At 54.4% G+C, this 12,044-nt stretch carries 14 protein-coding genes; 5 read left to right on the top strand and 9 right to left on the bottom strand.

Annotated features, from left to right (window positions below; genetic code table 11):
* Positions 1 to 62 precede the first annotated feature (62 nt).
* The 4 genes from ACHUE7_RS16360 to ACHUE7_RS16345 form a co-directional block, all read right to left on the bottom strand.
* Positions 63 to 455, bottom strand: a complete 393-nt coding sequence (locus ACHUE7_RS16360) for a hypothetical protein (protein WP_394170943.1) — start codon at positions 453 to 455, stop codon at positions 63 to 65.
* A gap of 71 nt (positions 456 to 526) precedes the next feature.
* Positions 527 to 1,708: a hypothetical protein gene (locus tag ACHUE7_RS16355; protein ID WP_394170942.1), complete on the bottom strand. Its 1,182-nt coding sequence runs from the start codon at positions 1,706 to 1,708 to the stop codon at positions 527 to 529.
* A gap of 93 nt (positions 1,709 to 1,801) precedes the next feature.
* Complete coding sequence (locus ACHUE7_RS16350; RefSeq protein ID WP_394170941.1) at positions 1,802 to 2,281, bottom strand: hypothetical protein; 480 nt, start codon at positions 2,279 to 2,281, stop codon at positions 1,802 to 1,804.
* 81 nt (positions 2,282 to 2,362) lie between these two features.
* Positions 2,363 to 2,782, bottom strand: a complete 420-nt coding sequence (locus tag ACHUE7_RS16345; protein ID WP_394170940.1) for a hypothetical protein — start codon at positions 2,780 to 2,782, stop codon at positions 2,363 to 2,365.
* A gap of 586 nt (positions 2,783 to 3,368) precedes the next feature.
* Between ACHUE7_RS16345 and ACHUE7_RS16340 the strand changes: the two genes are divergently transcribed.
* Together ACHUE7_RS16340 and ACHUE7_RS16335 are read left to right on the top strand one after the other, a co-directional pair.
* The gene (locus ACHUE7_RS16340; RefSeq protein WP_394170939.1) at positions 3,369 to 3,773 is read left to right on the top strand and encodes a site-specific integrase; all 405 of its coding nucleotides are present in this window, start codon (positions 3,369 to 3,371) and stop codon (positions 3,771 to 3,773) included.
* Between the two features lie 13 nt (positions 3,774 to 3,786).
* Positions 3,787 to 3,957 (top strand): tyrosine-type recombinase/integrase, encoded by a 171-nt coding sequence (locus tag ACHUE7_RS16335; RefSeq protein ID WP_394170938.1) that lies wholly within the window; start codon positions 3,787 to 3,789, stop codon positions 3,955 to 3,957.
* 172 nt (positions 3,958 to 4,129) lie between these two features.
* Here ACHUE7_RS16335 and ACHUE7_RS16330 read toward each other — a convergent pair whose 3' ends face one another.
* The gene (locus tag ACHUE7_RS16330; RefSeq protein ID WP_394170937.1) at positions 4,130 to 5,089 is read right to left on the bottom strand and encodes a carbohydrate kinase family protein; all 960 of its coding nucleotides are present in this window, start codon (positions 5,087 to 5,089) and stop codon (positions 4,130 to 4,132) included.
* A gap of 298 nt (positions 5,090 to 5,387) precedes the next feature.
* Between ACHUE7_RS16330 and trhA the strand changes: the two genes are divergently transcribed.
* The gene (gene trhA, locus ACHUE7_RS16325; protein ID WP_394170936.1) at positions 5,388 to 6,038 is read left to right on the top strand and encodes a PAQR family membrane homeostasis protein TrhA; all 651 of its coding nucleotides are present in this window, start codon (positions 5,388 to 5,390) and stop codon (positions 6,036 to 6,038) included.
* A 43-nt stretch (positions 6,039 to 6,081) separates the two neighbouring features.
* On the opposite strand, the gene ACHUE7_RS16320 is transcribed toward trhA, so the two are convergent.
* The 4 genes from ACHUE7_RS16320 to ACHUE7_RS16305 form a co-directional block, all read right to left on the bottom strand.
* Positions 6,082 to 6,276 carry a (2Fe-2S)-binding protein gene (locus ACHUE7_RS16320; protein ID WP_348474299.1) on the bottom strand — a complete coding sequence of 65 codons (195 nt, stop codon included), beginning with the start codon at positions 6,274 to 6,276 and terminating at the stop codon, positions 6,082 to 6,084.
* 226 nt (positions 6,277 to 6,502) lie between these two features.
* Positions 6,503 to 8,029: a tripartite tricarboxylate transporter permease gene (locus ACHUE7_RS16315; protein ID WP_394170935.1), complete on the bottom strand. Its 1,527-nt coding sequence runs from the start codon at positions 8,027 to 8,029 to the stop codon at positions 6,503 to 6,505.
* Complete coding sequence (locus ACHUE7_RS16310; protein ID WP_394170934.1) at positions 8,029 to 8,475, bottom strand: tripartite tricarboxylate transporter TctB family protein; 447 nt, start codon at positions 8,473 to 8,475, stop codon at positions 8,029 to 8,031. Before ACHUE7_RS16310 ends, ACHUE7_RS16315 begins: the two co-directional genes overlap by 1 nt.
* Positions 8,472 to 9,449: a Bug family tripartite tricarboxylate transporter substrate binding protein gene (locus ACHUE7_RS16305; RefSeq protein WP_394170933.1), complete on the bottom strand. Its 978-nt coding sequence runs from the start codon at positions 9,447 to 9,449 to the stop codon at positions 8,472 to 8,474. Before ACHUE7_RS16305 ends, ACHUE7_RS16310 begins: the two co-directional genes overlap by 4 nt.
* Positions 9,450 to 9,721: 272 nt before the next feature.
* Between ACHUE7_RS16305 and ACHUE7_RS16300 the strand changes: the two genes are divergently transcribed.
* Together ACHUE7_RS16300 and ACHUE7_RS16295 are read left to right on the top strand one after the other, a co-directional pair.
* A complete protein-coding gene (locus ACHUE7_RS16300) occupies positions 9,722 to 11,347 on the top strand; it encodes an ATP-binding protein (protein WP_394170932.1) in 1,626 nt (541 codons plus the stop codon).
* On the top strand, positions 11,344 to 12,030 hold the full coding sequence (locus tag ACHUE7_RS16295; protein WP_394170931.1) for a response regulator: 687 nt from the start codon (positions 11,344 to 11,346) through the stop codon (positions 12,028 to 12,030). The genes ACHUE7_RS16300 and ACHUE7_RS16295 overlap by 4 nt, the downstream gene beginning before the upstream one ends.
* The last annotated feature ends 14 nt before the right edge of the window (positions 12,031 to 12,044 follow it).

Here is a 12,044-nt window from a genome sequence, read left to right as displayed (position 1 = left end):
CAAGGCCAGCCGCGTAGCGGTGTTTTGGCCTGAGTAGCCTTGGTTTGTTAGATGGCAGTACCCTAAGCATCTGGCATATTAGAAATAACGTGATATGCACAAAGTGCCGACTGCCCTAACAGAACTAAAACATATACCAATTGCTCTACGTTATCTCGCTTAATTAACCTGACCAGAAAATAAACCAGGCAACTTACTAAACTAATCAGTGATAAAAAAGACAATGGAATCCAAAAATCAAACCATAAAGACCATAGATCTTTCCTCTCTGAAAGTTGCGCCACACTTGAGCCGTTATTTAGGATAAATACGTAGCTAAAAATACCACAACTAAACAAGCCAGCGATCAAAATTAAAACTGCAAAAAACTTCAAAACCTTTAGCTTCGCCACTACTACAAACGAGCCTAAAAGAAGAAGCAACCAAAACAGATAGATTGACCAAGCTAAATACATAATGCCTTCTAACGCCTTGAATAAGCCGCCGTTTGGAGCGCCAGCGCAAAACGGTCGGCTTGATTCACTTGTTAAGCATTCTCGGTCTTGGTTTCCAATTCCTCAGAAAGCTTATCGAATGATTCACGAAGAGAGTCAATTATTGATCTATAAATAATCGTAAGATCTGACAAGTGCTCAATACCCAAGCGATCACATACGTAGTCTAGCTTTTGCTGGGAACTTTCGTCGGAGCTTAGATGAGAATATGCAACGCGAAAATCGTAGAGAATATAAAAAGGACTCATGATCGAAGCTGCATCGATAGCCGGACAAGACAACTCAATAAATTTCTGCAACCTCTTTATACTTCCCAAACTTTTCGGGTCGCCACCCAAACGCTCTACCAACCTACCCAATGCCTTGTTGTCAAAGGACTCAACATAGATCTTGTTGAGGGTGTCAGCGACGTGCCGACGCTCCTTTTCGGTATCTACAACGGGCGCGTTAAAAGAAATAGAAAGTTCAAGCACCTCATCATCAAGGTGGGCAATCTTTTCATCAAACTGGTTAAAGCAGTTCTCTAGAAACCTTGATCTACTTTTAAAAAGGGAATTTTCTCTCGATAATTCGGTAAAAATGCATTCGATTTGGCCATCATAGAATTCCGACCCAATTGAGTGATCCGACTCTACATTTTCTGAGCGAAGATAATATTGTTCTGAATCAGGTAGCTCGGCAATATCACCGAGCCACATTACAACTTTACCATTTTTGTTGATGCCGAACGGGATCGAGAAATTCTCCCCGCGTCTAATTTCACCGTAGGTCGCTGATGCAAAGCTTAGACGGTAAACGGGAGACGCGTCGTACTTTATCAATACTTCACGATTAAAAAATACCGGCGTCAAGAATCCGATATTCCAAGGCCTTTTTAGGCCTGGGATGTATTCATAGTCATCAGAATCATAGATGAAAGACGCAACCCCATATCCGTAATCTTTATCTGTCTTGTTGCGCGAAACACTTACCCTATCACTCTTTTTCTCGAATGCTTGTTTGTGCAATTCGATAATGGCAAATCTGGATTTGTCTGGCAGATAATCTACTTCACATTTGGTGCAGCGCAATTTGGGAAGATCCTCAATACTAATTTCTACGCCACTAACTATTTCATGGAAATCTGCAAATTGTAGGTCGAGATGACCTTGGCAATGACCACAGTATAGCCTTTGGGGCTGACTATCCTTGGGAAACACCTCTGAAATCTCCACTATTACTCCTTGGTGCTTAACGCCGCTCAGCACGCGCGGCTACGAAATGGAGGCGAAGCCGCAATGTAGTAGGCGTCGCCGTGGCTGGCATGGTTAGGTGCTTTGTCCATCATCTAAATTCTTCCATGAGTTCGCATGACCCATCAGTTGCTCTAGATTCACCGAAAAATAATCTGCCCAGTATTTTTCGCACCTGTGCGGATAGCCGATCAAGTTTGCGAAACAATTCCCTATCAGCTCAGAAATGTGCTCGTCTGATATATCCACGTTGGGCCACTGGCAGGATATACGTTGCACTTCTTCTCGCGTGAACCCCAGCAAAGTATGGTATTCCCAATACGGATTATCTCTGGCGTTGCTGTCTACGAAGAAAGGGCCATCAGAAGCAGCATGCAGACACTCACCGATAATTTTCTCGAGTTCTTTCGAGATCTCAAATTCGCCGCGTCGTTGAGGGGGATCTATCCATGGCCGATAGGAACGGAAATCACAACTGGAATTCCAGCAGCAGTATTGCCCTCCAGAAGCGCCAAGTTCGCTTGAACATTTCGGGCATTTCAGAATTTTGCTCATGTTCTGATTGCACCTAACGCTGAGCGAAGCGGCGCCACGACAGTGGCGTCCGACTTACGCGGCTTGTTAATGCTTGTCCCGTCATCCGAACAAACGCTGATGATTTTCTCGAAGGTACTTCCAGCACTGCCGCATAGCCGGGGTCGTTTGGTTCGCGACCTTCGGAAACATCACGATGGCCCTGTACAGCAACAAGGCACAATCCGCTTCAGTGAACTGAACTTCAGCCTGTAAGCTCGGGTTATCTCGGCTATGTTTCAATTCATTGCGAAACCAATTCACTGCTGTAGACAAATCGTTGAATTTTTCGAACTCATCCTCAAGCTCGCGATGCATCATCCCAAGTAGTGATTCTCCACCCTGCGCTTTGGCTATGTTTCCGAGCATTTCTTCTGCAGCGCCTGCGAGTGTAGAAGCGCATACTAAGTCACCATGCTTTAGATACAGCTCAACAGCTCTATCTATCTGGATTCTTGCGAGATCTGCCTTGGTGTATTTCATAGCATTAACAGTTTATTCATCGTCGTTTCCGACGCTGATTTCGATAAATTAAGTTTGAAACCTACCACACCATACCGCTAAGACCCAGCAACAATGGGCTAGGCGTAATAATTCAGCTCGTCTCAAAGCGCATATCAAATCTGACAAAACCGTCGCTTCAGACGACTATTTCCTATATCAGCGTCTCAGACGACGCATATCCCCGGCATATCCAGATATCAGCGTCGCGACTTAGGCTTGTTATGTGATCAAATGCTCAAACATTGATGGCCGATAACTGTATGTTTATACAGCTATTTAGTGAAAAGGAAACTAGGGAGCCTCTGAATAACTCCCCCGGGGCTCTGGCTTATCCGAGGGACGTTGCCACAAGGCGGACTTATGCAGGAATGTCTAGACCTTTCAAATGAGTCCAACGCAGTGGCAGCGTTCCTCGGAAAGCCCCGAAGGGCGCGGCTAAAACGTCCTGCCCCGGCGTTGCACTTCTTGACAAGGGCTACGGCCATTGCGCTGCGAAGTGCGCCTTGTGCCAGAACGTTTTAGCTCGCGCAGAGCCCTGGGGGAGTTGTTCAGAGGCTCCCTAGCCATGGATGTCCCCAAACCTGTTTGTTCAACATCAACTCGCTTCTTGGACAGGTTGACAGTGTTCATACGCTCTCGCGGTTTGGCCTACAGAACGGAGAAAACCTATTGCCTGTGGATAAAACGGTTCATCAAATTTCACGGGTATACCAGCCCCGATGAAATGCAACCCAGTGATATAGAGCCTTTCTTAAGCCATCTGGCTATAGAGCGCTTTACAGCGATCAATACACAACGCACGGCTTTGAACGCCCTGGTTTTTCTCTTCAGGGAATTTTTGAAGCAGGAAATCGGCGAACTGGACTTTCAGCAGGCTAATAAACCCAGAAAACTTCCTACGGTTTTATCACAGGACGAAGCTAAACGGGTCATTGCTCATCTTTCCGGGCTGCACCGCCTGATCGCGTAATTGATGTACGGCAGTGGCCTCAGAGTTATGGAAGCCGCTCGCGACTGAGCTATTACGACAGGGCACCGATTTACGCAATATTCAGGAAATTCTGGGGCATTCTTCGTTAGAGACGACTCAGATCTATACCCACGTTGTGGGCTTACATGAGAGAGGTATGGTGAGCCCAGTGGACGTCGATTAGATTCGCTACCGCCCGGCCGGTTACAGGGCACACCAAGGCAGAAATAAATTGTTTGTTTACCATGGCACCGTGGTGCGAAGTTGGCAAGTTTTTATGTTTCAACGGTGTCGTTCGCGCCCCCCAAGGCCATTCAAATGGCCCAAGGCGGTGTTGGGGATGAATGACCCCCGCCTTACACCGGTGCTTCTCCAAACGGCCAGGCCTCTTGCACGTCAGCCCACTCCGGCAAAGCAGGCAACGCCCCGGGCCGGCTTACGGCCACTGCACCACACGCTGCTGCAAAGCTCGTCGCCGCTTCCCAGTCACTCTCTTTAAACGCTTCCAGGTCACGTCCATTCAGCGCCAGCAGTAAGCCACCGGTGAAGGCATCGCCACCCGCGGTGGTATCCACGGCTTTCACCTTGGGCGGGTTCACTCTGAATTGGCCTTTGGGGGTTAGAATTTCAATCGCTTCCGCGCCGTCGGTAACAAATACAGCCCGGGCGGTTGCCAGCCAGTCGCTTACGGTAAAGCCATTGGCTTCAATCCAGTCCGCCTCTTCACGGGATACCTTAATGATGTCGGCCATGCGCAGGAAGCGCTGGATCATAGCCGGGTCTACCTGGCGGTTGGGCCAGAGGTTGTGGCGCAGGTTTACGTCGAAGCTGATCACGGCGTTTTGGGCGCGGGCTTTGGTAATGGCGGCCTGGGTGGTTTCTGCTATGTATTCGTCGGTTAGGGTGTTGGAGCAGAAGTGAAAGGTGCCTGCGCCATCGAATGCCGCGTTGGGCAAGTCGGAAGGGGTCATCACTACGTCGGCGGAGTTGTGACGCAGGAATTCGAAGCTGCGTTCGCCGCTGTCATCCAGGAATACATAGGCCAGGGGGGTGTGGGCGGTTGGGTGTACGCCCAGGTAGCTCATGTCTACGTTCAGCTGTTTCATGGCGTTCGTCAGGAACTGGCCGAAGCGGTCGTCGCCTACCTGGCCGACAAAGCGGGCAGAGGCACCCAACCGACCTACGGCGGCGGCTACGTTTGCCGGGGCGCCACCTGGGTATTGACGGAACTCTGGCAGGGCGAAGCCGCCTTCGTGTGCGGTGTTGAAGTTCAGAAAATCGATCAGTAATTCACCAAAACAGAGAATGGGCTTCATAGTGCTGCGGTCTCGGGGGTTGGGCTCCCGGGTTTTGGGGAAAAACGGGCCGGGAGGGGTTATGTTGTTTTATTACATTTTGGCTATTGTTGCAGCCCGGGGACGGTTAATAAACCCTTTTCCCACCTTTCGGCAACTGCCCGGTTTATGATGGGCCGACACAGGTGCTCGCCCCAGGGGAGTATTATTGCCCCGCCCGCCTTAATGCTGGCTTTGTCATTGCAGAGTCATGGTTCGGCCTCATCATTTTTGCCATAACATCTATACTCACTGCATTGCTTTTCTCAGGAAACCAAACGTGTCCAGTTCGATGGAACTACCCCGATATACCAAACTTGAAGAATGGGCCAACAGCCTCACTCACGGCCTCGGTGCCATGCTCTCTATAGCGGGCCTGGTCGTCATGGTGGTGTTGTCGGCCCTGCATGGTGATGCCTGGCACATTGTCAGCACGGCCATATTCGGCGCTACGCTGATCATGCTGTACAGCGCCTCTACGCTCTACCACGCCATTCAGAGCCCGCGCATTCGCAGCATCATGCAGCGGCTCGATCACATCGCCATTCTGTACCTCATTGCCGGTACTTATACGCCGTTCACCCTGGTTACCCTGCGGGGGCCCTGGGGCTGGACGTTGTTTGCCATTGTTTGGGGGTTAACGCTGTTTGGTACGGTGGTGCATCTGACTCAGCTGCGCCGTTTTCACGGGCTGATGGTGGCGCTGTATCTGGTGATGGGCTGGTCGGTGGTGCTGGCGATGAAACCGCTGCTGGAGGCGTTGCCGACCACCGGGTTGTGGCTGCTGGTGGCGGGCGGTTTGTCTTACACCCTGGGTGTGGTGTTCTACATGCGTAAGAGTTGGCCGTTCAACCACGCTATCTGGCATCTGTTCGTGCTGGCCGGCAGCGTACTGCACTTCTTCTCAGTGGTATTTTTCGTAATTTTGTAACGCGAGGGAAGGGTTTTAACAGAAAGGCGGTAACGCAGCCTGCCTAGGCTGCGCTGAATTCTACGTTGGCCACGGCGTCGGCTTCGTATTGACGCAACAGAGATTTGCACAGCTGGCCGCAGGCGCCGCAATCGGTCGCTACACCCAACTCACGACGCACGTCGCTGTAGTCAGCGCCCTGAATCGCTTGTTCTTCGATGTCTCTGTCGGTCACGCCTTTGCATAAGCATACGTACATATCGGTTTGCTCTGTGCCTGTTGTGTATCGTTAACAGAATACTAATGCGAAGGATTATCATTGACAAGGGAAATGTTCTGTCAGGTGGTAATATTTTGTATCGGGCGCCCAGCCGGGTTTTTGACGCTGCCTTGCAGGCTCTCCCGATGTTGTAAAACCCCAAAAAAAAGGCCGCGGATTACTCCAACGGCCCAAAAGGTCTTCTACCAGCACGTCTCAATCGTGTTTAGTCGCTTACTGCGTCTTCTTTAATGGCGTTGCGCATACGGTGGCGCAGGATGGGGCCTATCAGGTAAGGCAATATTAGCCCCAGCCCGGCTACCAGCCACAGGCCTACCGCCAGCGGTGTACCCCACAGAATGCCCCAGTTGCCATCGGAGATGATCATGGCGTGGCCGAGGTTTTTCTCCATTTCGGGGCCGAGCAACATGCCCAGAATAATCGGCACCAGCGGCATCTCTAGCTTGCGCAATATGTACCCCGCCACCCCAAAGGCGACCATGAAGTAAAGGTCGAAGGTGCTGTGGCTGATCGAGTAGATGCCTACGAACGCTATCATCGTCACCATCGGCAGCAGGTACATCGGCGGAACCGAAAGTACCTTCACGAACACGCCAATCATCGGAATGTTCAGCACCAGCAGCAGCAGGTTGCCAATCAGCAGAGCGGCAATCACGCCCCACACAATGTCGGCGTTCTGGGTGAACATCAGCGGGCCGGGGGTGATGTTGAGGGAAATCAACATCGCCAGCAGTACGGCCGTGGTGCCGCTGCCCGGTACGCCCAGGGTCAACATAGGCACCAGCGCACCGGAGGAGGCGCCGTTGTTCCCGGCTTCCGGGGCAGCGACACCGCGCATGTCGCCTTCACCAAAGCGGCCTTTTTTGCCCAGTACTTTCTTCTCTAGGGTGTAGCTGATGAAGCTGCCCAGAGAGGCACCGGCGCCGGGCAATACGCCCGCTACAAAGCCCAAAACGCCACCGCGAAAGGTCGTCGGCAGAATGCTGTAGATGTCTTTCATGCTCAGTTTCAGCTTGCCCACCTGAATCAGCGCCCGGCCTTTGCCGGCACGTTCTTCAATGAACAGCAGCAATTCGGAGATGGCGAACAGGCCGACAATGGCCAGAATAAAGTCGATGCCCTCGTACAGTTCCAGCACGCCAAAGGTGTAGCGCTGAGTACCGGTCGAAATGTCGATGCCGACGGTCGAGATCATGATGCCGAGCGTAGCGGCCACCACGGTTTTCATCGGGTTCTTGCCGGTAATGCCGCCCAGGGTGGCAAAGGCGAGTACGAACAGGGCGAAGTATTCCGCCGGGCCGAAGGTTAGGGCAAACCGGGCCAGTACCGGGGCTAGCAGAATCAGGCCCAGCGTGCCGATTAAGCCACCGATAAAGGAGGCAATGGCGGAAATGGCCAGGGCTTCAGCGGCCTTGCCGTTTTTGGCCATGGGGTAGCCGTCGAGACACGTCATCATCGCCGGTTCGTCGCCGGGAATGTTGAGCAGAATCGATGAAATACGGCCACCGTACATGGCGCCGGCGTACACCGAGGTGAGCAGAATCATCGCGGACTCTGGCGGTAACCCCAGGGTGAACGCCAGCGGAATGAGAATGGCAACGCCATTGGCAGGGCCCAGGCCCGGCAGCGCGCCGATCAGGGTGCCCAGGAAGGCGCCACACAAGGCCAACATCAGGTTGGTGGGTGTCAGCGCAACGGCGAAGCCTTCCATCAAGAATTGCAGGGTTTCCATCAGTCAAACTCCAGCAAGCCACCGGGCAGGCTCAATTCGAGTAGGTTGTTGAACAACAGGAACACCGATACCGCGCTGATCACACCGACCAGGAACGAGGCTCTCGGCTTCGCGCCCATGCGCCAGCACAGGGTGCCCACGGCCAGGGTTGTGGCAATCACAAAACCCAGCGTCTCCAGCACGAAGGCGTACAACACCAGTATGGCCATGGCGCCCACCAGTTCAGCGGCGGTGCGGCCCATGGGCCAGTGTGCATCGGGGTCGGGCTTGAACATCAGGTACAGGCTCGAACCGGCCAGTATGAAGGCCAGAATAGTCGGGAAGGTCTCGGGGCCGACGGCCTCGTGGCCGCCAAACGGCGGCGGCCACTGCTGTGCGACCCAGCCGTACGAGACGGCCAGGACGAACAGGGCGAGACCCAGAAAGCGGTCTCCAAACGAGGTCATCTCAGCAGCCCTATTTCACGAGACAGGGTTTCAATATCAGCCACTTGCTGGGTAACAAAGGCCTCGAACTCATCCGCAGGCGGGTGGAAGGGGATCAGGCCATTGCGGGCCATGACCGCTTTCCACTCATCGCTGGCATACAGCTCATCGATGGCGTTTACCCAGTATTCCTTGGCTTCGTCGTCGGCATCAGCCGGCATGTAGAAACCGCGCCAGTTCGGGCCCAGAGCATCGATACCCTGTTCACGTGCGGTCGGGATATTGTTGAACTTACCCGGCAAGCGGTCTTCAGCCAGCACGGCCAACACGCGCAGGTCACCCGAGTCGATAAAGCCCGTGGCTTCAGAGATGTCGCCAGTGAAGGCATCGACATGGCCACCGATAACCTGAGTCATGGCTTCGCCGCCGTTGTTGTACGACAGGTAAGGAATGCTCGGCAAGGAACCGGCACCGGCTGCTTTGGCGGCAATCAGCACTTTCAGGTGGTCCCAGCCACCGTTGGCGCTACCACCGGCGAACTTGACGCTGCGTGGGTCGGCTTTAACCGCGTCCATCAGGTCGTTCAGGTTTTCATAGTCGGAATCCTGACTGACGGCGATGATGCCGTAATCAGCACCCAGGGCGCCGACCCATTTCACCATGCCGGCGTTCATGCCCGGGAATTGCTGTTGGGCCAGTCGGGTGGTGGTTGCGGTTGAAGCGGCGACCAGGAGTTTGTCGTCACTGTTACGCTTACTGATGGTGTGTGCGAAGGCAACGCCACCGCCAGCACCGGCCATGTTGGTGGTCTGTACCGAACCCGTCACCATACCCAGCTCTTCCAGCACGTTACCCACGCTGCGGCAGGTAAAGTCCCAGCCGCCGCCCGGATCAGCCGGGGCAATGCATTCAACTCGGCCACTGGGTTCCCAGGCCATAGCGGATACGCTGAACGCCGCAGCGGCCAGCAAAGACAAGGATTGCTTGAAATTCATGATGGTCTTCCTCTGCTTTTGTTGTTGTATTTCTACTGTGATTCCCGGACACACTGAGCGTGTTGTGCCGGTTCGAAGCAGAGGCTAGGCGCGTGGGTGTTTATTGACCAGATTGTGGTCGTAATGCCTTTAACGCACTTAAAGGACGTTTTGTTCATAAAGATCACGCGAAATCAGGCGTCAGCTCGGTTAGGCTAGCGGGACTATAAAAAAACACCGTTTCCGGCCGCACCGGAAGCGACTATGCGCACTCACAGGCAGAACCCCTTCTCGTGTTTAAACGACTGAAACTCAAGACCCGAATGATTCTGGTGCTGGGTCTGGTCAGTGCCATTCAAACCGGCATCATCGGCGGCTTTGCCTGGTACTACCTGAGCGCCTCGCTGGATGAACAGATCGGTCAGCGCGCCCTGAACGTGGCCAAAACCATTGCCGCCACACCGGATATCATTCGCGGCGTGCAGACGCGCGATGTCGAGTCGCTGAACCAACTCAGTCAGAAACTGGCCAACACCAACGATGCCCTGTTCATCGTGATTGGGGATCACAACAGCATTCGACTGGCGCACCCGAACCCGGAACGGCTAGGCTACTCAATGGCAGACGATGATGGCGACGACGGCTCCATCGCGTTGATCGATGGCCAGGGCTACGTCAACAAGGCGCTCGGTAGCCTGGGTCTGTCGATGCGTGGCAAGGCGCCCATTTACGATATGGTCGGCGAGGACATCATTGGCATTGTCTCGGTCGGTTATTCGCTGGACCAGGTACGCTCGACCATCGCCCGGTATAACCTCGTGTTGTATCTGGTCATGGCGGTGATGCTGGTCGGCAGTGTGGCGGTGGCCATTATTATTGCCGGGCGCTTCAAACGCGCCATTTTTGGCCTGGAGCCGGAGCAGATTGCCCGGCTGTTTGAAGAGCGGGACGCGACGCTTCAGTCGGTGCGCGAGGGCATCATCGCGGTGAACCGGGAAGGCATTATCACCACCATTAACCGCACCGCGGTCGATAGCCTGGGGCTGGAATCGGATAAACCCCTGGCCGGTCGGCCCATTGCCGAGGTACTGCCCGACAGCGGTTTAATGGCCGCGCTGGAACGGGGCGAGCCGGAGTTCGACCAGGAAATCTGGCTGCAGGGCCGACACATGATCGTAAACCGGCTGCCGGTAAAACAGGGCGCCAACATCATCGGTGTTGTGTCGAGTTTCCGGCTGCGCGACGAGCTCGATCAGATCAGCCGCCAGCTCACTCGCATTCAGCAATACGCCGATACCCTGCGCAGCCAGACCCACGAATATTCGAACAAGCTGCACACCATTGCCGGGCTGATTCAAATTGGCGCCACCGAGCAGGCCATGGCGTTAATCGGCAGTGAAGTGCACGACCACCAAACGCTGATTCACTTGCTGCTCGATGCCGTGCCCGATCCGGTATTGGCCGGCTGCATTCTCGGCAAATACAACCGCGCCCGGGAAATGGGACAGACCCTGGTGATCGACCCGGACAGCCACATGGCCGACGTGCCCGTCCAATTACCAAGAGACCAGCTGGTCAGCGTGCTCGGCAACCTGATTGATAACGCACTCGAAGCTACGCGCCGTCACCGTGGCGAAGGCGGCCAGGTGCAACTGAGCATGACGGATCTCGGCCTGGACCTGATTTTTGAAGTGGAAGACCAGGGCCCGGGCATCAGTACGGAAGAGGAAGCGCGAATGTTTGAAAAAGGCGTCACCAGCAAACCGGACAGCGGCCACGGCTTTGGCCTGTACCTGGTACGTCAGTTTGTTGAACGTTGGGGCGGGTCGGTCACGGTCGAAAATCTGGCAACCGGCGGCAGCCGGTTTACACTGTATTTGCCCAAGCAACCCCTTAACCCGGCGGGAGCCGCGCAATGAGAACGATCCGACTGTTGATTGCCGAAGACGACCGTCAAGTCGCCGAAATTCAGCGCCGCTTTATCGAGCGCATGGACGCGATTGAACTGGTTGGCATTGCGCATACCCTGGCGGATGCCCGCGACCAGATCGATGTGCTAACGCCCGACCTCGTCTTGCTCGATGTTCACTTCCCGGACGGCAATGGCCTGGCGCTGCTGCGCGAACTGCGCGCCAGCAACAGCCACACCGACATTATTCTGATCACCGCCGCGCGCGAGGTAAACACGGTACGCAGCGCACTGCACGGCGGCGTGTTCGACTACATTCTGAAACCCCTGGTGTACGAACGCCTGGAAGAGGCACTGAACCATTTTCGCGCCCACCTGGATACACTCGATAGCCTGCACAATGTGGCGCAAAAGGAAGTCGATTTACTCTTGCCCAGGGGCCACGCGGAAAATCCGGTCGATGAACCGGTGCGGTTACCCAAGGGCATCGATGCACTAACGCTCGACAAGATTCGCCACGTCGTGGAAACCGGCGACTGGAGTGCCGATGCCGTTGGCCAGCGCATTGGCGCATCGCGCACTACGGCCCGACGTTACCTGGAATTCATGGTCAGCACTGGCGAACTCAGTGCCGAGGTGAATTACGGCACCGTGGGCAGGCCCGAGCGTCGTTACCGCCACCTGAACGGCTAAACCCCAATTGAGCA

The sequence above is a fragment of the Saccharospirillum alexandrii genome (assembly GCF_043641555.1).
Classification (GTDB): Bacteria; Pseudomonadota; Gammaproteobacteria; order Pseudomonadales; family Natronospirillaceae; genus Saccharospirillum; species Saccharospirillum alexandrii_A.
The sequence above is the reverse complement of the archived record's forward strand: the minus strand, read 5'-3'. Positions and strand labels throughout refer to the sequence as shown.

Excerpts from the sequence above, each read along its gene's own strand:
- ACHUE7_RS16360 (WP_394170943.1), bottom strand. The coding sequence starts at position 455 with ATGTATTTAGCTTGGTCAATCTATCTGTTTTGGTTGCTTCTTCTTTTA.
- ACHUE7_RS16350 (WP_394170941.1), bottom strand. The coding sequence starts at position 2,281 with ATGAGCAAAATTCTGAAATGCCCGAAATGTTCAAGCGAACTTGGCGCT.
- ACHUE7_RS16345 (WP_394170940.1), bottom strand. The coding sequence starts at position 2,782 with ATGAAATACACCAAGGCAGATCTCGCAAGAATCCAGATAGATAGAGCT.
- ACHUE7_RS16340 (WP_394170939.1), top strand. The coding sequence starts at position 3,369 with ATGGATGTCCCCAAACCTGTTTGTTCAACATCAACTCGCTTCTTGGAC.
- ACHUE7_RS16330 (WP_394170937.1), bottom strand. The coding sequence starts at position 5,089 with ATGAAGCCCATTCTCTGTTTTGGTGAATTACTGATCGATTTTCTGAAC.
- ACHUE7_RS16320 (WP_348474299.1), bottom strand. The coding sequence starts at position 6,276 with ATGTACGTATGCTTATGCAAAGGCGTGACCGACAGAGACATCGAAGAA.
- ACHUE7_RS16315 (WP_394170935.1), bottom strand. The coding sequence starts at position 8,029 with ATGGAAACCCTGCAATTCTTGATGGAAGGCTTCGCCGTTGCGCTGACA.
- ACHUE7_RS16310 (WP_394170934.1), bottom strand. The coding sequence starts at position 8,475 with ATGACCTCGTTTGGAGACCGCTTTCTGGGTCTCGCCCTGTTCGTCCTG.
- ACHUE7_RS16305 (WP_394170933.1), bottom strand. The coding sequence starts at position 9,449 with ATGAATTTCAAGCAATCCTTGTCTTTGCTGGCCGCTGCGGCGTTCAGC.
- ACHUE7_RS16295 (WP_394170931.1), top strand. The coding sequence starts at position 11,344 with ATGAGAACGATCCGACTGTTGATTGCCGAAGACGACCGTCAAGTCGCC.